General features: G+C 73.9%; 20 protein-coding genes. 10 read left to right on the forward strand and 10 right to left on the reverse strand.

The features are described from left to right. Nucleotides 1-13: 13 nt before the first annotated feature. Nucleotides 14-619 carry a hypothetical protein gene (locus tag KIT14_09790; GenBank protein ID MCW5890832.1) on the reverse strand — a complete coding sequence of 202 codons (606 nt, stop codon included), beginning with the start codon at nucleotides 617-619 and terminating at the stop codon, nucleotides 14-16. Between the two features lie 257 nt (nucleotides 620-876). Between KIT14_09790 and KIT14_09795 the strand changes: the two genes are divergently transcribed. Both KIT14_09795 and KIT14_09800 read left to right on the forward strand, forming a co-directional pair. Then, a complete protein-coding gene (locus tag KIT14_09795) occupies nucleotides 877-2,139 on the forward strand; it encodes a VTT domain-containing protein (GenBank protein MCW5890833.1) in 1,263 nt (420 codons plus the stop codon). A 4-nt stretch (nucleotides 2,140-2,143) separates the two neighbouring features. Then, nucleotides 2,144-2,815: an endonuclease/exonuclease/phosphatase family protein gene (locus KIT14_09800; GenBank protein ID MCW5890834.1), complete on the forward strand. Its 672-nt coding sequence runs from the start codon at nucleotides 2,144-2,146 to the stop codon at nucleotides 2,813-2,815. A 125-nt stretch (nucleotides 2,816-2,940) separates the two neighbouring features. Here the strand turns inward: KIT14_09800 and KIT14_09805 are convergent, their stop codons facing one another. Further along, nucleotides 2,941-3,771 (reverse strand): hypothetical protein, encoded by an 831-nt coding sequence (locus tag KIT14_09805; GenBank protein MCW5890835.1) that lies wholly within the window; start codon nucleotides 3,769-3,771, stop codon nucleotides 2,941-2,943. A gap of 12 nt (nucleotides 3,772-3,783) precedes the next feature. Beyond that, entirely contained in the window at nucleotides 3,784-3,963 is a 180-nt protein-coding gene (locus KIT14_09810) for a DUF1328 domain-containing protein (GenBank protein MCW5890836.1), read from the reverse strand. A 284-nt stretch (nucleotides 3,964-4,247) separates the two neighbouring features. Between KIT14_09810 and KIT14_09815 the strand changes: the two genes are divergently transcribed. Beyond that, nucleotides 4,248-5,282 carry a BON domain-containing protein gene (locus KIT14_09815; protein MCW5890837.1) on the forward strand — a complete coding sequence of 345 codons (1,035 nt, stop codon included), beginning with the start codon at nucleotides 4,248-4,250 and terminating at the stop codon, nucleotides 5,280-5,282. 22 nt (nucleotides 5,283-5,304) lie between these two features. Beyond that, entirely contained in the window at nucleotides 5,305-6,699 is a 1,395-nt protein-coding gene (locus tag KIT14_09820) for a hypothetical protein (protein ID MCW5890838.1), read from the forward strand. 2 nt (nucleotides 6,700-6,701) lie between these two features. Here the strand turns inward: KIT14_09820 and KIT14_09825 are convergent, their stop codons facing one another. The 4 genes from KIT14_09825 to KIT14_09840 all read right to left on the reverse strand — a co-directional run bounded on the left by KIT14_09825 (nucleotide 6,702) and on the right by KIT14_09840 (nucleotide 9,512). Then, nucleotides 6,702-8,108, reverse strand: a complete 1,407-nt coding sequence (locus KIT14_09825; protein MCW5890839.1) for an AI-2E family transporter — start codon at nucleotides 8,106-8,108, stop codon at nucleotides 6,702-6,704. A 262-nt stretch (nucleotides 8,109-8,370) separates the two neighbouring features. Further along, nucleotides 8,371-8,886, reverse strand: coding sequence for a hypothetical protein (locus KIT14_09830; protein ID MCW5890840.1), 516 nt, complete (start codon nucleotides 8,884-8,886; stop codon nucleotides 8,371-8,373). Nucleotides 8,887-8,913: 27 nt separating this feature from the next. Continuing rightward, the gene (locus KIT14_09835) at nucleotides 8,914-9,300 is read right to left on the reverse strand and encodes a BON domain-containing protein (protein ID MCW5890841.1); all 387 of its coding nucleotides are present in this window, start codon (nucleotides 9,298-9,300) and stop codon (nucleotides 8,914-8,916) included. 14 nt (nucleotides 9,301-9,314) lie between these two features. Further along, nucleotides 9,315-9,512, reverse strand: a complete 198-nt coding sequence (locus tag KIT14_09840) for a CsbD family protein (protein MCW5890842.1) — start codon at nucleotides 9,510-9,512, stop codon at nucleotides 9,315-9,317. Nucleotides 9,513-9,761: 249 nt separating this feature from the next. Between KIT14_09840 and KIT14_09845 the strand changes: the two genes are divergently transcribed. After that, on the forward strand, nucleotides 9,762-11,312 hold the full coding sequence (locus KIT14_09845) for an FAD-dependent oxidoreductase (protein MCW5890843.1): 1,551 nt from the start codon (nucleotides 9,762-9,764) through the stop codon (nucleotides 11,310-11,312). Here the strand turns inward: KIT14_09845 and KIT14_09850 are convergent. Next, nucleotides 11,285-11,743, reverse strand: a complete 459-nt coding sequence (locus KIT14_09850) for a PaaI family thioesterase (GenBank protein ID MCW5890844.1) — start codon at nucleotides 11,741-11,743, stop codon at nucleotides 11,285-11,287. The two genes, KIT14_09845 and KIT14_09850, sit on opposite strands and share 28 nt — an antisense overlap. Nucleotides 11,744-11,856: 113 nt before the next feature. Between KIT14_09850 and KIT14_09855 the strand changes: the two genes are divergently transcribed. Continuing rightward, the gene (locus KIT14_09855) at nucleotides 11,857-12,165 is read left to right on the forward strand and encodes a hypothetical protein (protein ID MCW5890845.1); all 309 of its coding nucleotides are present in this window, start codon (nucleotides 11,857-11,859) and stop codon (nucleotides 12,163-12,165) included. Nucleotides 12,166-12,179: 14 nt separating this feature from the next. Here the strand turns inward: KIT14_09855 and KIT14_09860 are convergent, their stop codons facing one another. Next, complete coding sequence (locus tag KIT14_09860; GenBank protein MCW5890846.1) at nucleotides 12,180-13,451, reverse strand: phosphatidylinositol-specific phospholipase C1-like protein; 1,272 nt, start codon at nucleotides 13,449-13,451, stop codon at nucleotides 12,180-12,182. 186 nt (nucleotides 13,452-13,637) lie between these two features. Here KIT14_09860 and KIT14_09865 point away from each other — a divergent pair, with 186 nt between their 5' ends. From KIT14_09865 to KIT14_09880, 4 genes are all read left to right on the forward strand, one after another. Then, the gene (locus KIT14_09865) at nucleotides 13,638-14,990 is read left to right on the forward strand and encodes a UTP--glucose-1-phosphate uridylyltransferase (protein ID MCW5890847.1); all 1,353 of its coding nucleotides are present in this window, start codon (nucleotides 13,638-13,640) and stop codon (nucleotides 14,988-14,990) included. 90 nt (nucleotides 14,991-15,080) lie between these two features. Continuing rightward, nucleotides 15,081-16,304 (forward strand): lytic murein transglycosylase, encoded by a 1,224-nt coding sequence (locus KIT14_09870; GenBank protein MCW5890848.1) that lies wholly within the window; start codon nucleotides 15,081-15,083, stop codon nucleotides 16,302-16,304. Nucleotides 16,305-16,361: 57 nt separating this feature from the next. After that, nucleotides 16,362-17,792 carry an aspartate aminotransferase family protein gene (locus tag KIT14_09875; GenBank protein ID MCW5890849.1) on the forward strand — a complete coding sequence of 477 codons (1,431 nt, stop codon included), beginning with the start codon at nucleotides 16,362-16,364 and terminating at the stop codon, nucleotides 17,790-17,792. A 69-nt stretch (nucleotides 17,793-17,861) separates the two neighbouring features. Further along, nucleotides 17,862-18,968, forward strand: a complete 1,107-nt coding sequence (locus tag KIT14_09880) for a hypothetical protein (protein MCW5890850.1) — start codon at nucleotides 17,862-17,864, stop codon at nucleotides 18,966-18,968. A 159-nt stretch (nucleotides 18,969-19,127) separates the two neighbouring features. Here KIT14_09880 and KIT14_09885 read toward each other — a convergent pair whose 3' ends face one another. Continuing rightward, complete coding sequence (locus KIT14_09885) at nucleotides 19,128-20,321, reverse strand: transporter (protein MCW5890851.1); 1,194 nt, start codon at nucleotides 20,319-20,321, stop codon at nucleotides 19,128-19,130.

Genomic DNA, 20,321 nt, shown 5'->3' on the forward strand with positions numbered 1-20,321 from the left:
GGCCATGTAGTTTCTACACGCCGCCCCGGCCGCGCAGCGCGGCGCCCTTCGGAAACGCGGAGTTGCCGATGGCATGCGACCTGCTGACCGGCGCATGGCCGTGCAACCGCTCGCGCAGTCCCGCCACGCGACGCGCGCCGCAGACGACGCCATCGTGGCTGCCGGACGCAACGCCTGGTGCGTGGAGCGAGCCGACCGGGTCGCCTTCCTGGTCGACGCCGCCGACTACTTCGCCGCCTTCGCCGCCGCCGCGCGGCGGGCGCGCGAGAGCATCCTCGTCGTCGGCTGGGACGTGCAGGAGGGCACGCCGCTCTTCCCCGCCGCCGCCGAGCCCGAGCGCCGCAGCCTCGGGCAGTTCCTCGACGAGCTCTGCCGGGCGCGGCGCGACCTGCGCGTCCACGTCCTCGACTGGAACTTCTCGCTGGTGTTCGCGCTGGAGCGCGAGCTGCTCCCGACCTGGCGCTCGGGCTGGCGCCGCCATCGCCGCGTGCGCTTCCGGCTCGACGCCGAGCATCCGCTCGGCGGCTGCCATCACCAGAAGATCGTCGTGATCGACGACACCATGGCCTTCGTCGGCGGGCTCGATCTCACCACCTCGCGCTGGGACACCTCGGAGCATGCCGCCGCGGACCCGCGGCGCCGTGGGCCCGACGGGACGCCGTACGCTCCGTTCCACGACGTGCAGATCGCCGTCGGCGGCCCCCTGTGCAGCTGGAGCGCCTTCACACGCGGCGCTGCAGCGGGCGACCGGGCGGGAAGCGCCTGCGGGCGCCGCGTCGGCCCTCGGAGGCCTGGCCGCCGGCGCTGCGCGCCGATCTCACCGACGTCGACGTCGCGCTCGCGCGCACCGAGCCGGCCTACGCCGGCCGCCGCGAGGTGCGCGAGGTCGAGGCGCTGTTCGCCGATACGATCGCGGCCGCGCGCGAGGTGCTCTACGTGGAGAACCAGTACCTCACGGCGATCGGTCTCGGCGAGGCGCTCGCGGCGGCGCTCGCGAAGCCGCACGGGCCCGAGGTGATCCTCGTCGTGCCGCAGACCTGCTCGGGATGGCTCGAGGAGGGCACGATGGGCGTGCTGCGGGCGCGTCTCGTGCGCCGCCTGCGGGCCGCCGATCGCTTCGGACGCCTCTACGCCTATGCCCCCTGCGTGCCGGGCTCCGACGGACCCGTCTTCGTCAACGTCCACGCGAAGGTGATGATGGCGGACGACGCGCTCCTGCGCATCGGCTCGGCGAACCTCAGCAACCGCTCGATGGGGATGGACACCGAGTGCGACCTCGCGCTCGAGTCGCACGGCGACCACCGGATCGGTGCGACGATCGTCGGCCTCCGCGACCGGCTCCTCGGCGAGCATCTCGGCGTGGCGCCGGCGGCGTTCGCCGACGCCGTGCGCGCCGCGGGCTCGGTCGGCCAGGCGATCGAGCGCCTGCGCGGCGGCCCGCGCACACTGGTGCCGCTCGCCGACGTCGATCCCGGCTGGCTCGACGAGACCCTGCCTCCCACCGTGTTCCCCGACCTCGAGCGCCCCGTCGCCGACGTCGCGCCCCTCGCCGAGACGCTGCCGCCGGGCCTGCGCGAGCCGGTGCTGCGCACGGCGCTCCGCGGCCTCGGCGTGCTCGCCGTGCTGCTCGGTCTCGCGGCGCTGTGGAACGCCACCGGCCTGCACGACGCGATCGTGCCGTCGACGCTGGCGGCGTCGCTGGCGCCGCTGCGCGAGAGCGCCGCCGGGCCGCTGGTCGCACTGGCCGGCTTCGTCGTCGCGGCGACGTTCCTCGTGCCCGTGACCGCGCTCATCGCCGCCACCGTGCTGCTCTTCGGGCCGGCGCTCGGCGCACCCCTGGCCCTGGTCGGGAGCCTGCTCGCCGCCGGGGCGGCGTATGCGATCGGCCGGCTCTTGTGGCGCGATACCGTGCGGCGGCTCACCGGCCCGGCGCTCGGGCGCGTCGCACGGCAGCTCGCGCGTGCCGGGACGACGGGGGTGGCCGCCGTGCGCCTCGTCCCCGTGGCGCCGTACACCGTCGTCGGCGTGGTCGCGGGGGCGCTCCAGGTGCGCTTCCTGCCGTATCTCGCCGGCACCGCGCTCGGCCTCCTGCCGGGGATCCTCGGGCTCTCGCTCTTCGCCGACCTGCTGATCGGCTGACGGCATGGTCGTGGCGACGTGGAACGTCCACGGCTGCCGCGGCGGTGACGGCCGCTGCGATCCGGAGCGCGTGGCCCGGGTGGTCGCGGAGCTCGACGCCGACGTCGTCGGCCTCCAGGAGATCGAGCCCGCGGTGGTCGACGTCATCGCCGCGCACACCGGACACACGGCCATCGCGGCTCCGACCCGCACGCATCATCCCGGCACGGGCGGCAACGCGCTCCTCACGCGCCATCGCGTGGCCGCCGTGCGCCGTCACGATCTGTCGCGCGCCGGGCGCGAGCCGCGCGGCGCGCTCGACGTCGACCTGTCGCTCGTCGGGCGCCGCTGCCGCGCGCTCGTGACCCACCTCGGGCTCCAGGGCGCCGAGCGGCGCGCCCAGGTCCGCCAGCTCCTCGCGCTGCTGGGGGCCGACCCCGCGCCGGGCGGGCTCACGGTGCTGCTCGGCGACCTCAACGAGTGGCTCGGCCCGGGCCGCGCGCTGCGTGCGCTGCGCCGCGGCTTCGCCTGCGGCGGAGCGCGCTCCTTTCCGGCCCGGCTGCCGCTCTTCGCGCTCGACCGCGTCGTCGTGCGGCCGGCCGTGGCGCTGCAATCCGTGCGCGCGCACGGCTCGCGTCTCGCGCGCATCGCGTCCGATCACCTGCCCGTGGTCGGCGTCATCCGGGGGTGGACATGAACGGGTGGACACGAACGCGGCGGTCGTGAGCGGCCTCGTCGATTCCGATCCGCAGCCGCCGCGGCTGCTGGCACACCTCGCCTGGCTCGAGTCGGACGCCGGGCCGGGGCCGCGATGGCGCGCGCTCATTCGACGACGATGCGCTGCCCGGCGTAGTTGCGCGGTCCCACGTAGCGTACCATCGCGGGCGGCTCGCCGTCGTCGACGTAGAAGTGGGTGTCGGGGGCGAGCTTCCGGATCAGCGGATCGATCAGCCAGAACACCGTCGGGCGCAGCGCGTAGCCGCGGGTGGTGAGGCGCACGCCGGGGCGGCGGACGCTGTCGCCGCCGTCGGCGACCAGCTCCATGTCGAGCGCGCGCGGCTTCGGCGTCGGCGCCACGGTGCGAAAGACGAGCCGGCCGTCCTCGGCGTTCTTCGCGAAGCTCTTCACGACCACGAAGACGAGGGGCCCGAAGTAGGTGCCGGGCGGGAGCGCCATGGCCTCGTCGATCTCCACGCGCTCGCCGTCGTCGGTGTAGAAGCCGCGGACGCGGTCGCCGGCCACGTCGATGCGCAGATCGACGGTGGGCTTGCCGCGCGTGTCCCGGATCGTGGTCCGCCCGTGCAGCGTCTCCAGCGTCGTTCCGACGCGCGCGACCGCGACGTCCTCGTCGCTCGAGCCGTCGGCGAAGTAGGCCACGCGCTTTGCGGTGATCACGTCGCCCGTGCGCGTCTGGTGGAAGACGACGGTACCGACGTGCGCCTTGCCGCCGGATGCGTAGATCGCCGAATAGCCCGACACCTCGCCCTCGCCCCAGGCGAGGCGGATCGGATCGCCGGCGTCGCGCGCCTGCGCGTGCGCCGCCGGCAGGACGAGAACGAGGACGTGGAGCAGAAGTGCGACGCGGCCCGGGCGGATGCGAGCGCCCGGGCCGCGCAGGGTCGGGTGGGGGCCGCGGGGGCAGCGCCGTGACACGGGCAGCGGGCGCTACGGGAGTGGTGTCGATCGGCCGCCGATCGCACGCCCGAAGATACCGATGGCGAGGACGACGATCCCGAGCACCGCCAGGAGCCAGCCGATGTCGGCCGACATGCCGGCGACGCCGCCGAAGCCCAGCGCGGCGGCGACGAGCGCGATGATGAAGAACGTGATCGCCCAGCTCAGCATGGTGGGTTCTCCTTTCGCAGACGTCTCGTCGTGAGCAGGAGCAACGGCCATGCCACCATGGCCGCCACGCGCGTGCGGCGCGCGCCGCCCGCGGCGTTGTAACTCCTGGAAAGGTTGTAAGGCGCTCGTCCCGCGGCCGGTGTCCCGCGGGCTCGGCCCAGCGCCGGGGATCCTTTGGAGACGCGGGCGTTGCGGCGGCGGCGCCGCGGTTGGCGCGGAACCTGCTGAACCTTCGCAGACCCGCGGTAGGCCTGCGGGATCCCATCGGAGTGGAGGAGACTCGCATGCACAAGTCGATCGCTCTCACGCTCGCGGCGTTCGCCGCGGGCGCGTGGTTCGTCATCACCCCCGACGTTCGCGCCGCGGCGCCGGCGGATGCGTGGATCACGACGAAGGCGAAGATCGCCCTCGTCACCGCCGACGACGTCTCGGCGATGGCCGTGAACGTCGACACCATCGACGGCCGGGTCACGCTGCACGGAACCGTCGACTCGGAGGCCGAGAAGGCGAAGGCCGAGGACGCCGTCGCGCAGATCGCCGGCGTGCGCGAAGTGCGCAACATGCTCCAGGTCGTCGCGCCGTCGCGCCAGGAGTCGATGCAGGTGCTCGACGAGAAGCTGCGCGAGAGCGTCGTCGAGACGCTGAAGCGCGACCGACAGCTCGCCGACGTCTCGGTCCAGTCGGTGAACGCCGGCGTGGTGCTGCTCGCCGGCACGGTGCCGACGCTGACGGCGCATCTCGACGCCCTCGAGACGGTGTCGGCGGTGCCGGGCGTCCGCCGCGTCGAGACCGAGATCAAGAGCCCCGACCGACTCGGGGACGCCGAGATCCAGAAGGAGCGCGGCGTCGCCGGCGCGACGACGGGCGGCGTCGGCGACATGTGGCTCACCTCGGCGGTGAAGCTGCGGCTGCTGGCCGACGAGCGCGTGCCGGGCATGGACATCAACGTCGACACCACGCGCGGCACGGTCACGCTCTTCGGCATCGTGGCGACGAACGAGGCCAAGGCGGCGGCCGAGCAGGACGCGAAGAAGGTCGAGGGCGTCCGCACGGTGAAGAACGCGCTCCAGGTGGTGCCCGAGGAGCGGCAGGAGCAGGTCGCCGCGAAGGACGAGGAGCTCCAGGAGCGCGTGGAGCAGAAGCTCGCGCAGAGCGAGGCGCTCGGCAAGGCGGGCGTCGACGTCGACGTGAAGAACGGCGTCGCGCGCCTCACCGGCACCGTGCCGTCGTCGGAGGACCGGCTGCGCGCGGCCGTCCTGGCGCGCACCACCCCGGGTGTCCGTGCCGTCACCGAAGAGCTGCGCGTCGAGACCAATTGAGGGACGGGAAGGACGTCTCACCATGAACGCACGACGTGTCTGCACCATCGCCCTGGCCGGCCTCGTGGCCGGCCCGGGCGTCGGCCTCGGCCTGCCGGACGCGGCGACCGCCGGCTCGGCGCTGCTGCGCCGGACCGTGGTGATCGGCGACAGCATCCTCGCCGGCTTCGGCGACGGCGGGCTGCGGCGCAACGGTCCGATGGGACAGCGCAACGCCGCACCGCGCCTGATCGCGCGGCGGGCGGGGGTGAAGCTGCAGCAGCCGGCCATGACGGCGCCGGGCTTCCCGCCGCCGTTCCGCATCGTCGATCGCAATCGCAACGGCCGGCTCGACCCCGGCGAGATCGAGCGCCGGTCGAGCGGCATCGGCTTCCGCGCCAACGCCGGCGTCGCGGCGCGCAACCTCGCCGTACCCGGCGAGAGCGTCGCCACGGTGTTCGAGCAGGTCGACGCGGGGGACGTGGCCGGCCAGCTCTTCGGCGGCGACGCCGACGGCCGCGACCTCATGAAGTTCGCCATCCTCGGCCTGCCGCTGCGCGACGAAGGCGTGTCGCAGGTGCGCCGCGCCCGCGACATCGGGCCGACCTTCCTGCTCGTGTGGCTCGGCAACAACGACGTCCTCGACATGGCGACGGCCACCAACCCGAACGCCGTCGACGAGACGCCGGAGGCGTTCGGCGTCATGTATCGCCGCCTGCTGAACGCGCTCGCCGACACGGGCGCGCCCATGGCGGTGGCGAACCTGCCCGACGTGACCCAGATCGCGGCGCTGCGCCCCGCCGCCGGCGAGGTGACGCAGTGCCGCCGCGGCGACGGCACGATCCTGCCCGTCGCCGCCGACGACCTCCTGCCGCTCGATCTCGACACCGCCACCCTGCCGACGCCGTCGTGCGGCGACGTGCTCGACGCCGACGAGCGGGCGCGCATCCGCGCCACGATCCAGGCCTTCAACGCGGAGATCGCCGCCGCCCTCGACGAGATCGAGACGACGCGCGGCGTTCCCGTCGCCCGCGTCGACGTGTTCGCGCTCTTCGACGGGATCGCGACCACGGGCTACGACGTCCGCGGCGACGGGACGCTCGTCCTCACCACGAAGTACCTGGGCGGCGTCTTCGGGCTCGACGGCGTCCATCCGACGCGCACGGCCCACGCCCTCATCGCCAATGCATTTCTCGACGCGATCGAAGCGCGCTTCGGCGAGGCCATCCCGCGCGTCAACGTGGCGGCGATCGCCAACGGCGATCCGCGCGTGCGCAACCGCTTCGCGCCCGCCGGCGAGGCGCCGTTCGGCCTCTTCGCGCCGGACGAGATCCAGAACCTGATGCCGTCGGTCTTCCAGGACATCGCCGACGACGGCGGCGACTTCCTCGACGACCTCGAGAAGAAGGTCGGCGATTTCTTCGACGACCTGTTCTGACCTCAGGCCGTCGATGCGCCGTCGTCGAGCCGCCGCAGGACCGCCGCGGCGTGCTCGACGGCGGCGTGCACGCGCTCGGCGTGCCGTGGCGACGGCTCGGTGGCGGCGTCGAGCGGCGCCGTCGCCAGCTCGATCTCCCGCACCGCGGCGTCGAGCTCGTGGAGGATGCGCGCCGCCTCCGCCGACGGGGCGGCGCGCAGCGTCGCCTGGGCGGCGCCCAGACGACGCACGATGCGCTCGACGGCGGTCTCGAGGCGCTGATCCAGCTCGTCGCCGCGGTGGTCGGGCGAGGCCGGATCGATCCCCATGCGCGTCTCGCGCTGCCGCAACCGCTCGCGCAGCCGCGTCCGCAGGCTGCGCGCGCGGGCCCACAGGCCGCGCAGCGTCGCCGGCTCGCTCGCGGGCACGTCGAGCCCGTCGCCGAGGACCGAGCGCTCGACGAGCACCTGGAGCGCGACGGCGGCGGGGATGGCGGCGATCACGCCGAGGGGCCCGACCAGCGAGCCCAGGACGAGCAGGGCGAGCAGCGAAGCGAGAGCGCTGAGGCCGACGGCGTGGGCCATCACGCGCGGCATCAGCACGTGGCTTTCGACGAGCTGCACGAGCGACGCCCAGGCGGTCACCGCGAGCACCGTGCCGCTGCCGAGCGGCAGCGCGAGGAGGATCGCCGGCACCGCGGCGACCAGCGGGCCGACGACGGGAATGGCCTCGCAGACGCCGGCGATCAGGCCGAGCACGATGGCGTCCGGCAGACCGATCGCCGCGTAGCCGGCGGCAGCGGCGACGCCGACGGCGATCATCACCAGCACCTGGCCGCGGACGAAGGCGCCGAGACGCGCCTCCAGCTCGTGCCATGCCGAGAGCGCCTCGGCGCGCCGCTCGACCGGGACCAGCGACAGCACGAGGCGCTCGACCCGCGGCACGTCGAGCGCCCAGTAGAGCGAGAGCGCGAAGGTCGCGACCGCCAGCGACACGGCGGCCAGGACGCCGGTCGTCAGACCGAAGACGCCGCGCAACGAGTCCATCGACAGCGCGCCGGTGATCGTCGCGGGGACGGCGTCGAGCGCGGGGAGCCGCGACCCGAGCAACCGCAGCAGGCGCAACCGGCTCTCATGGAGCGCCGCAAGGACGGCGTCGTAGTGGCGCGGCAGCTCCATGAGGAAGGCGACGACGCGGTCGACGACGATCGGGACGACGGCGACGGCGGCCACCAGCACGAGGAGCAGCACGGCGACGTAGACCGCGACGATCGCCGGCCCGCGCGGAACGCCGTGACGCGTCAGCAGGCCGTGCACCGGCTGGAGCGCACAGGCCAGCACGATGGCGAGGAAGGTGAGGAGGACGATGTCCGACAGCCACCACGTGAGCACCAGGCCGGCCAGGCCGAGCATCACGGGAACGGGACGCATCGGGCTCGTGCGGACGGCGCCGTCGGGAGCTGTCATGTGCCGTCGCGCACTGTAGCGCGTGCGCGGCGGCGGGGAAGACGGGTCGTACGGTGTGCGGCTGCGCCCGCGCGGGGCGATGGCCGGTGCGGGCGTTTTCGTGATCGACGTCGTCGATCCCTTCGAGGTCGCCGGGGTGGAGGCGCCGTTCGCGCAGGCGCGGGCGGCGCGATCGGCCCCGCCGCGCTGCCGGGCGGCAGCGTCGGCGGGGCGACGACGAGGGACGTCAGACGCGGGCTTCGCTCGCCGACGCGACGTCCTCGGCGCCGGCGCGGTCGAAGATCTCCTTCGCGCGCGCCTTCTGCTTGCCGTCCTCGGTATGGACGGCGATCAGGATGTTGCCGTCCTGGATCTTACCCTCGTAGCGCTTCGCCTCGAACTCGGGGACGCCGAGCCCGACGAGCGCGCCCGTGAGCCCACCGACGGTGGCCCCGACGGCCGCACCGCTCAGCGCGGCCATGATCGGCCCGGCCGCGATGAACGGACCGAGGCCGGGGATGGAGAGCGCCCCGATCCCTGCGAGCCAGCCGAGGGCGCCGCCGAGGACGCCGCCGGTGCCGGCACCGGCCGCCGCTCCCTCGGGGGCCTTGGTGTTCTGCTCGTGCGCGAAGTCGCGCGTGGTGCTGGTGTCGGGGAAGAGGACGGAGATGTCGTTGCCCGAGAAGCCCGCGGCCTTGAGGTCCATCACGACGGCCTCGGCCTGGAGCTCGGTGCGGGCGATGCAGACGACGGAGCTTGCCATGGATCTACCTCCTGGGCGGCGTGCGCCTCACGGCGCCGCCACCTCGAGCTGATCGACGACCTTGGCGGGACCCGCGACCTTCTGCGCGAGCGCGACCACGGTCGCCTTCTCCGCAGGGCTGTTCACGGGACCGCGCACGGTGACGGCACCTTCGACGGTGACGACCTTCACGTTCTTCGCGTTGGTCGACAGGGCGTCGTTCTCGACCAGCGCCTCGCGAATGCGGCGCGTCGTCTCGCGATCGGCGGCCGATTCGGATTGGTCGAGTGGGGTGACGGTGCCGCCGCCGGCGTCACGGGTGTTCCGGGCGGTGTCGGTGGCGGCGGTGGTGGTGGGCTCGCGGTCGCCGCAGCCGATCGCGACGAGCGCCACGATGCCGGCGACGGCGAGACGCGACAGCGATGACGAGCGCATGCACGCCTCCTTTCTCACTGCGACTGGAGCCAGGAGTCGATCTCCTTGCGGGCCTCTTCCTTCGTCCGCCCGTAGCGCTCCTGGATCTTGCCGGCGAGGATGTCGGCCTCGCCCTCGGCCTGATCGAGGTCGTCGTTGGTGAGCTTGCCCCACTGCTTCTGGACGTGGCCGCGGAGCTGCTTCCACTGGCCCTTCAGGGTATCAGCGTTCATTCGTGTGTCCTCCCTGGAGCCGGCCGCGTTGCGCGGCGGCGTTCCACGGGCGCTCCTTGCACGAGCGGTGCCGGCCCGATTCTCCGCGCCGATTCGGACGGCCGGGCGGCGGAGCCCTTGTAAAGTGTAGACGCGGCGCGAGTCCGCGTACGCGCACGCCGCAAGCGGCGCGGACGCCGGCTCGGCACGGATGCTGCTCTGCGGGTGTGGCCATGCGCGCTGGTGCGGCGGGCCGGGAGGAGGGACCGCATGAATCGCGTGCCGTGGATCGACCCGCTCGCCGAGGCCGCCGCGCGTCCGTTGCCGCTCACGGGTGACGTGCACGCCGACGTCTGCGTCGTCGGTGCCGGTGCTGCCGGGCTCGCGAGCGCGTATCTGCTCGCACGCGAGGGGCGGCGCGTCGTCGTGCTCGACGAGCGTGGCGTCGTCTGCGGCGACACGGCCCGCTCGACGGCGCACCTCACCACCTGGCTCGACGACGGATGGGCGCGCATCGTGCGCATCCACGGCCAGGAGCGGGCCTGGCTCGCGGCCCGCAGCCACGCCGCCGCGATCGATCGCCTGGAGGCCATCGTGCTGCTCGAGGAGATCGACTGCGGCTTCGAGCGCGTCGACGGCTGGCTCTGCCCGCAGCCCGGCGACGATCCCCGGCGGCTCGACGACGAGGCGGCGGCGGCGCGCCAGGTCGGTTTCGACGTCGAGGAGGCGACGCACCCGCCCGTGCGCGGTCTCGCCACCGGGCGTTGCCTGCGCATCGCGCACCAGGCCCAGTGCGATCCGGTGCGCCTGCTGCGCGGCCTCGCGGCCGCCGTGGAGCGCCACGGCGGCCACGTCTATCGCGCGCGCGCCGTCGAGCTCGGCGGCGACGGGCCGGTCCGCGTCGTCGTGGCGGGCGAGCGTACGGTGGAGGCCGATGCCGTCGTGCTGACGACCCATGCGCCGCTCACCGACGTCCACGGGCTCGAGGAGAAGCAGGTGGCGAATCGTACCTACGCCATCGCGGCCACGATCCCGGCGGGGACGGTGCCGGTGGCGCTGTACTGGGACACGGCGGAGCCGTTCCACTACGTGCGGGTGGTCCGGGGGCCAGACGGCGCCGCGGACCTGCTCGTCGTCGGCGGCGAGGACCATCGCACCGGCGACGCCGGCGCGTCGCCGGGACGCTGGGATCGGCTCGAGACCTGGGCGCGGGAGCGCTTCCCGATGCTGGGCGACGTCACCCATCGCTGGTCGGGACAGGTGCTCGCGTCGCTCGACGGGCTCGGCTTCATCGGCCGCGTCGGCTCCCGCCCGCAGGTCTGGATCGCCACCGGCGATTCGGGCACCGGCCTCACGCACGGGACGATCGCCGGCATGCTGGTCGCCGACGAGATCGCCGGCCGCGGCAATCCCTGGTCCGAGGTCTACGACCCGAGCCGGCTGCGGCTGCGCGCCGTCGGCGACCTCTCACGCGGTGCGCTCGGGGTCGCCGCACGTCTCGGCAGCTGGCTGACGCCCGGCGACGTGGCCGAGGTCGAGGCGATTCGCCCGGGCCACGGCGCCGTCGTTCGCCGCGGCCTGCGCAAGGTCGCGGTGTACCGCGACGAGGACGGTCGCGTCGCCGAGCGCTCGGCGGTCTGCCCGCACCGCGGCTGCATCGTCGCCTGGAACGAGGCGGAGGCGACCTGGGACTGCCCCTGCCACGGCTCGCGCTTCGCCGCCGACGGTGCGCGGCTGGCCGGCCCGGCCATCCGCGGGCTCGCGCCGCTCGACGACGACGCGGCGGCGGTGCCTCAGCCGGGCGGCGGCTTGATCATATAGGTGGTGGTGGCGCGGGCGGCGAGCTTGCCGCCCGCGAGCACGTCGACCTCGGCGTAGGCGCTGCGCCGGCTCGCGCGCAGGACGCGCGCCTCGGCCGCGACGGTGCCGCCGGCGATGGGCTCGAGGTAGTTGATCTTCATCTCGATGGTGAGCAGCGCGTTGCCGGGCGGATAGATCGTCAGCAGCGCCGCGGCGACCGCCGAATCGGCGAGCCCGAAGCTGGCCCCGCCGTGCATGACGCCGTGCGGGTTCGTCAGCTCGGGACGGCTCTCGACCTCGAGCCGCGCCCAGCCGCGCCGTGCGTCGACCAGGCGGTAGCCGAGGTGACCGCCGAAGAGCGGGCGGTTGATCGCGTTGAAGCGTTCGAGCAGCGCCGCGCGCGCCTCGTCGGGCAGCGGCGGATGCGGGTCGTCGGCGAGCGATGCGGCCATGGCGGCCCACCATCCGGTGCCGGTCGGACGACGCAAGCGCCGCGCTTGGGCTCGTCGCAGGTTGCGCCCCTCAGCCACCCCGGATACAGGCGGGCGCCGGAAGGAGGGTCGTTATGAGACAGATGTTCGGTGCCCTGATGGTGGCGACGGCGATGACGTTGATCGCTTGCGGCGGCGGAGAGCATGGGGGCGGCCCCGCGGACAGCGGCGTCGGCGTGAAGGAGTGCGACGACTACATCGCCGCGTTCCACGCCTGCCTGCCGAAGCTGCCCGAGGCGGGCCGCGACACGCTCAACAAGGCCCTCGACGCGCAGACGGAAGGCTTCAAGCAGACGGCCGCGACGCCCGAGGGCAAGAGCTCGCTGGTCGGCACCTGCAACACGCTGCTCGAGAACCTGAAGAAGAACCCGGCCTGCCAGTAGGCCGTTCGCGTACGTCAGTCGGTGGGCGTCTCGAGCGCCCACGACCGGCACCCCCGCGGCGCGTTCACCGGATTGCAGCGGCCCGGCGCGCCGTCGGGGATCGCGACCTGGTATCCGGTACCGAAGTCCGGGTTCGGCACCGGGTAGTCGGTGCTGACGTACTGGGCCCCGCTCGCCAGCGCCGCTTCGCGCGGCGCGGTGTCGCCGCTGCGGGCCTCGCGCGTGTCGCCGTCGGCCCGTGTGCGCACGATGTAGCCCGTGGCGACGAGGTCCGGGATGTCGGTGTCGCCGATCGGGTCGTTGCGCTTGACGAAGGCGGCGTCGGGCGCGCCGGGATCGGCGTTCGTGAAGAGCACGCGGCCCTCGAGGCTCGGGCGGCCTTCCCGATAGAGCGCCGACTTGGCGCCGCCGTTGTCGAGCGCGAACAGCACGCGGCCGCGGCTCTCGCGCAGCGACGGCCAGCCGCGCGTGCGCACCGCCTCGTCGAGCGTCGCGGCCTTGCCGCGCACGTCGTCGGGCGTGATCAGCCGCTCCGGCGGGAAGACGCTGCGGATCTCGGCGTCGAGCGCGTCGAGCTCCGGCCCGAGGATCGGGATCGGGATCGCGAAGTCGAGGCCGGGGTCGGGAATCGGGTCGTCCTTCAGCTCGACCATGATCATGATCGGCAGGTGGCCGCGGTTGGCGTCGGACCACGCCTTCACCGTGCGGAGGCAGTCGACGAAGGTGAGGCACGTGGTCTCGAAGTCGACGTCCTGCGTGTGCAGGACCTTGAAGCCCGGCGCGAGCAGCTCGGGGATGTTCGTGTCGGGGTCCCGGCCGATGACGGTGAGGGCGCCGCGGCGCGCGTAGAGGCCGCCGTGCGGGTCGGCGAAGACGTCGAGCTCGATCTGGCGGATGCCCTGCGTCTCGAGCTGCTCCTCCAGCGGGACGTGCGTGTACTCGACGTCGAGGAAGAGCGGGCTGAAGGCGACCAGGATGGGGAACAGCTGCGGGCCGGGTTGGATATGGTAGCTATTGTGCGTTCCCAGCACCTGCACCTGGTTGAGCGCCACGCAGCGGTCGGCGATCGAGCGGCCGAGGCGGGCGAGCCGCCTCGCGCGTGCGGGCCGCGCGCGGCGGGCGCGCTCGATGCGGCGCTCGAGGGCCTCGAGCTTGCTGGCCGCACGGCGGCAGCGCGCGGTCTTCACGGGGGCGGCGTCGGCCGGCTCCGGCACGAGGAGATCGGCGCACGGCGCGGCGGCGAGGACGGCGACGGCGAGCACGGGGGCGAGCAGACGAGTCCGCATCGGATTCCGGCTTCCCATCCGCTGCGCGAGCCGGTCAAGTCGCGCCGCCCCGTGCGTGGCGCGTGCCGTGTCGGATGCGCGGTCGCGAGGCGCGTCCGCGAGGCGCGTCCGCGTGGCGCGTCCGCGTGGGCGATGGTAAGTCGGCCGACCATGGCGTCCGATCCCTTCGCGCGATTCGCGGAGAAGATGCGCGGCGCGGGGCTTCCCGGTCTCGCGATCGAGACCTTCCGGCACGCGTTCACGCGCTTCGCCGCCGGCGAGCAGGGCACCATCTCGTGCCGCGACATCAGCCCCGTCGACGACCTGCCGCGCAGCACCGAGCTCCACGACGTGCGCGACGCCGGCCGCGTCGCGCTCGACCGTACCGTCGTCGTGAAGCTGAACGGCGGCCTCGGCACGACCATGGGCATGACGCAGGCGAAGTCGCTTCTGCCCGCGAAGGACGGGCACTCGTTCCTCGACGTCATCGTCGGCCAGGTCCTGCACCTGCGCCGCGAGCACGGCTGCCGCCTGCCGCTCGTGCTCATGAACAGCTTCCGCACCCGCGACGCCTCGCTCGCCGCGCTCGCGAGGTATCCGACGCTGCCGGTGCTCGGCATCCCGCTCGACTTCCTCCAGCACAAGGTGCCGCGCATCACGCGCGACGGGCTCGCGCCGGTGTCGTGGCCGCGGGAGCCGGAGCACGAGTGGTGTCCGCCCGGGCACGGCGACATCTACGCGGCGCTGGAGACGTCGGGCACGCTGGCGGCGCTGCTCGACGGCGGCTTCGAGCACGCGTTCGTGTCCAACGCCGACAACCTCGGCGCCGTGCTCGACCTCGACATCCTCGGCTGGTTCGCGTCGAGCGGCGCACCCTTCGCGATGGAGGTCGCCGAGCGGACCGAGGCCGACAAGAAGGGCGGGCACCTCGCGCGCGGCCGTGACGGCGGACTCCTCCTGCGCGAGAGCGCGCAGTGCCCCGAGGACGAGAGGGCCGACTTCCAGGACATCGCCGTCCACCGCTACTTCAACACCAACAACCTGTGGGTGAACCTGCGCGCGCTGCGCAGCGCGCTCGACGCCTACCGCGGCGTCCTGCCGCTGCCGCTGATCGCCAACGAGAAGCCGGTCGATCCCGACGATCCGCGCTCGCCCCGCGTGGTGCAGCTCGAGAGCGCGATGGGCGCCGCGATCGCGATCTTCCCCGGGGCCCGCGCGCTCTGCGTGCCGCGGGCGCGGCTCGTGCCGGTGAAGACCACGTCCGACCTGCTCGCGCTCTGGTCCGACGCCTACCTGCTGGCGCCGGACTGGCACGTGGTCGTGTCGCCGCGGCGCACGCTGGGGCCGCTCTACGTCGATCTCGACCAGACCTTCTTCCGCCAGGTGCCCGAGCTGGAGGCGCGCTTCCCCGCCGGGGCGCCCTCGCTCGTCGACTGCGCGCGCTTCGTCGTCGAGGGCGACGTCCGCTTCGCCGGCCGGGCGGTGGCGCGCGGCAACGTCACGCTGCGCGCGGGCGACGGCGCGCGGGTGGTCCCCGACGGCGCCGTGCTCGAGGGCTGAGCCGGGCTCAAGATCCACCGTCGCTGTGCCGACATGAGGGAGTGCGCTAGAACGGTCGCGGGACACGACGTCGTGGTGGTGGAGCGCAGCATGAAAAGGACGTGGACGGCGGGAACGTGGCGGGGGGCGATCGGGGGACTGGCGGTGGGGCTCGCCCTGCTCGCGGCGGGCGTCGCGCACGCCGACGTGGGCGGCTGGGACTACCTCGTCGACAAGCTCGTCGCCGACGGCGTCCCGCGCGAGCGCGCCGTGCGCACGTTCTCCGATCCGCGCATGCCGGCGTTCGACGGCCTGCCCTTCGGGCTCGATCCGCGCGAGCCGACCTCCCGCTACCGCAACTTCCGCACCGCGGCCGCGGCCCAGGCGGCGCGACGCTGCTACGACCAGCACCTCGAGGTCCTGCGCGCGGCCGAGGTCACGCACGGCGTGCCGGGCACCGTGGTCGCGGCGATCATGTACGTCGAGACCGGCTGCGGGCGGAACGTCGGCACGAGCCGCATCCTGCACCGCCTCGCGCGCCTCGCGATGGCGAACGAGCCCGCGAACCTGCGCTGGAACATCGAGCGCCACGGCGCCGGCGATCCGGTCACCGTCGAGCGCGTGCGCGCGCGCGGCCGCTATCTCGAGGACACGTTCTATCCCGAGGTGCTGGCCACCTTCGCCGTCGCCGACCGCCTCCAGTACGATCCGCTCGAGATCCGCGGCTCCGGCTCGGGCGCGTTCGGCAACCCGCAGTTCCTGCCGACGAGCTATCTGAAGCACGGCCGCGACGGCGACGGCGACGGCCACGTCGACCTCTTCTCGACCGCCGACGCCGCCAGCTCCTGCGCGCGCTACCTGGCCTCGTTCGGCTGGACGCCGACCAGCACGGACGCCGAGAAGCGGCGCGTGATCTGGCACTACAACCGCTCCGATGCGTACGTCGACACGGTGCTGCTGCTCGCGCAGCGCATCGACGACCCGGACGCCCAGATGGCCGCCCAGCAGCCCGCGCCCAAGCGCCGCGCGGCCGCGGCGAAGAAGGCGCCCACCGCCACCACCAAGCGCAGTGCGCAGAAGACCGGCGCGGCGAAGGCAGCCTCGGCGCCGGCGTCCGCCAAGTCGGCGGGCAAGACGGCGTCGGCCAAGCCCGCGTCCGCCAAGCCTGCGCCCGCCAGGACTGCACCCGCGAAGGCCGCGCCTGCGAAGAGCAACACCGCCAAGTCCGCTGCCAGGACCGCTCCCAACGCCGGTGCCCGGGCCGGCGGCGCGTCCGCGCGCAGCGCGAAGAAGGCGCCCGCGGCGCCGAGCAAGACCGCGAGCGCCACGCCCTGAGCCGCGCGCCGCGTCCGCGGCTTGACGCCTGCCGCGACGGAATGCTCGTAGGAGCGGGTGCGAGACGTGCTCGATCGGCTCGACCGTGCGCACCTGATCCACGGCTTCGGCTCGCCGGCCGTGGCCCGGCGCCGCGGCACGCTGCGACTCGTGCGCGGGCGCGGCATCCACGTGTGGGACGCGGACGGCAAGCGGTACATCGACGGTCTCGCCGCGCTGTGGAACGTCGGCGTCGGCCACGGACGCGGCGAGATCGCGCGCGCCGTCGCCGCGCAGACGCGCCGGCTGGCCTTCGTGCCGACGTTGCTCGGCTTCACCTCGGAGCCCGCGATCCGTCTCGCGACGCGGCTCGCTCGCCTGGCACCGCCCGGCCTGCGGCACGTGGTGTTCACGTCCGGCGGCTCGGAGTCGAACGAGACCGTGATCCGCCTCGCGCGCCTGTATCGGCGGCTGCGTGGCCAGCCGGACAAGATCGGCTTCGTCGCCCTCGAGGGCGCCTACCACGGCTCCTCGACGGGGGCCGCCAGCCTCACCGGGCTCGACAATTTCCACCGCCACTACGGGCCGATGATGCCGGGCGTCCACCGCGCGCCGCGGCCGTACTGCTGGCGCTGCCCGCTCGGGCTCGCGCGTCCGGCGTGCGCGGTCGCCTGTATCGACGCGTTGGAGCGGGTCGTCGTCGAGGCGGGACCGGCGCGCGTCGGCGCGGTGATCGTCGAGCCGGTGCAGGGCGTCGGCGGCGTGATCGTACCGCCGGCCGGTTGGTTCGAGCGCCTGCGCGCCATCTGCGACCGGTACGACCTGCTGCTCGTCGTCGACGAGGTGATCACCGGCTTCGGGCGTACCGGCAAGATGTTCGGCATCCAGCACACCGGGGTCGTGCCGGACGTGCTCGTCTTCGCGAAGGGCGTGACGAGCGGCTACCAGCCGCTCGGCGGCGTCATCCTGCACGACCGGGTGTGGGACGTCCTCGTCGGGGCGGGGGAGGACTTCGTCCTGCACCACGGCTTCACGTACTCGGGCCATCCCGTCGCCTGCGCGGCGGCGCTGGCCAACCTCGACATCCTCGAGCGCGAACGCCTGGTCGCCGACGTGCGCCGCAAGGCGCCGCAGTTCCGCCGCCGGCTCGAGGCGCTCGGCGACCTGCCGATCGTGGGCGAGGTGCGCGCGCGCGGGCTCATGGCGGCGATCGAGATCGTGCGCGAGCGGGCGTCGCGTGCGCCGTTCGCACCCGAGGACCGCGTCCCGTTGCGTATCCGCGAGGCCGCTCTGCGGCGCGGGCTCATCGTCCGCGCGAGCGGCGATCTCCTCGTCCTCTGTCCGCCGCTGGTGATCACCCCGGCGCAGATCGACGTGGTCGCCCGTATCCTGCGCGCGGCGATCGCCGAGGTCGCCGCGGAGCTGGTGGCGGGGGCGGACCCGGCGCCGCGGGCCGCCGCCATGCGCGCCACGGGCGCGCGCCGCCGGCGCGCATCCGGCGCGCGATGACGCTGCGTCGCCGCGAGCGACGGTCGGTTGACGCCGCGCGTGCCCGGCGTGCGATAGTCCGGGCGCGGCATGGGCGTTCCCACGGAGCTGATTGGCCTCATCCACGATCTCGGCGCGCGGCGGGAGCGCTGGCCGGCCGTGCTCGAGGGGCTCGGCGCGCTGGTGCGCTGTCCGGCGCTCGGCTTCTTCACGCTCGACCCCGCGACCGGCGCCAGCCGCATGGACGTCACGGTCGGGCACGACGACGCGTTTCGTCGCGCCTACGATGCGCGCTGGGGCCGGCCCGAGCACAACGCCTACGGCGAGCGCGTCGATCCGGCGCGCCTCGCGCCCGGCGGATGGATCCCGGCCGCGTCGGTCTGCGACGACGGTGCCTTGCTGGGTTCGGCGTACTTCCAGGAGTGGCTGCGGCCGCAGGGGCTCGGCTGCGGCGGCTTCGGCGTGGTCATGACGCCGGCGCGCGGGATCACCGTGGTGAGCCTCGCGCGCAGCCGTGCGCGCGGCCATCTCGACGCCGACGAGACGGCCGCGGTCGAGATCGTGCTGCGCCATCTCCAGCGCGCCGCCGAACGCGAGGATCGGCTGGCCGCCGCGGAAGCCGCCCGGCTCGCCATGGAGGCGTCGTTCGAGACCGTCGATCCGGCCATCCTCATGCTCGACGCCCGCGGGCGCGTGCTGCACCAGAACCAGCGCGGGCGTGCGCTGCTCCGCGGCGGCGACGGCCTGCGCCAGGGCGCGGACGGCCTCCACGCCGCCGACCGGCGCACGACCGGGGCGCTGCGCCGGCTGGTCGCCGCGACCGCGCGCGGCCAGGGCGGCGTGCTCGCGCTGCCGCGTCCCAGCGGCCGCCGCCCGCTCCAGCTCCTGGCGAGCGCCCTGCCGCGCGGGATCGCGGCGGCCGACGCGACCGTGCTCCTCGTCGTGCGCGATCCCGCGCGGCCGCCGCAGGTTCCGGCCGTGGTGCTGCGCGACCTGTTCCGCCTCACCCCGTCCGAGGCGCGGCTCGTCGCCCTGCTGGTCGAGGGCTGCACGCTCGACGAGGCGGCGTGCGCGCTCGCCGTCAGCCGCGCGACCGTGCGCACGCACCTGCGGCACGTGCTCGCGAAGCTCGACGCCCACAACCAGGCCGAGGCGATCCGTCGCGTGGTGTCCGCGGTCGGCGCCGTGCGGCTCTAGTGTCCCGAGCCCGAAGTTCGTCACCAGATCTCGGGCGATCTCACGCCGCCCGCCTGCGTTGCTCCTCCTCACCATGGCGACGGCCATGCCTCGTCGTCGCGCCGCGCCGGGCGGCGCGATCCCACCCGATCCTCGGCAACGAACTTCGGACTCGGGACACTAGAACGCCGCTTCGATGCCGACGATCGGGATCGCCTCGGCGCGGAAGCCGTCGTCGTTGAGCGGGACGAGGACGCTGACGAAGCCGATCAGCGTGTCGCGCCAGAGGAGCGTACGCCCGCCGATCGCGAGATCGTAGAAGCTCGGCCGCCCGCGGCTGAGCCCGAAGACCGGCGCGTAGGTGATCGGCCCGTCGCATGCGCCGGTGGCCGGGTTGGCGCGACAGCGCGGCCAGTCGAAGGTGCCCGGCCCGCCGATCTTCGCGAACGGCTCGCGCGCGAGGAATGCGAGGCCCAGCGTCGCGCGGCTGCCGATGTGGAGGTCGAGGCCGAGCGAGGCGCGCGCCTGGCTGCGCGCGACGTCGTTCGTGTTGAAGTCGACGAACGCGTTCACGTGGCCGCGGATGCTGAACGGTCCACCGAGCGGATACGCGCGCGAGGTCGCATAGAGCGCGGGGCTCACCTCGAAGACGCCGGTACCCTGGAAGTCGCCGCGGCTGCCCGTCGGGAAGCGCAGCTGGAGGCCCGCCGCGACCGTGCCGTGGTCGCCGTAGAGGAGGCGGTACTTGGCACGCAGGAGGATGTCGCCGATTCCGAAGTGGTCGAGCGCCTCGTCGTCCTGCTGGAGCGGTGCGCCGGTGGGCTTGAGCCTGAGCGCGAAGTCGAGCTCGGTGTAGAGCACGGGGATCGTGAGGTCGAGGTCGAGATCGTCGGTGAGCCCGACGGTGGCGCTCGTCGTCACCTGGTTGGTGACGATGCCGAGGGACAGCTTGGGCACGCGCACGGTGCCCTGGATGCCGCCCACGTCGGTGACCATCGGTGGATGCGTGTCGTGCAGGTCGTCGAGATCCATGCCGTCGATGGAGCGGAAGTCGATGTACGACCAGTTCATGCGGACGTTCCACTTGCCGCGACCGATCGTCTTCGCCTGCTCGACGAAGAGCTGGCCGAGGACTTCGGTTTCGCGCTCGAAGGCGCCGCTCGCGTAGTCGAAGCGGAAGGTGACGCCGGGCGAACCCGAGGTCACCGGCACCGCGCGCGACATCTGATCGGCGAGCAGGCGGCCGAGCGGGGAGAGGAGCGTGCGGACACGCTGGCCCGTCCGCGTGCGGGCCCGGAACTGGTCGCGCAGCTCGTCGGCCTGCGCCGGCGGCGCGGCGACGAGGCACGCGACGCCGAGCACGAGGACCGCCAT

It is taken from the genome of bacterium (genome assembly GCA_026129405.1).
Classification (GTDB): domain Bacteria; phylum Desulfobacterota; class Binatia; order DP-6; family DP-6; genus JAHCID01.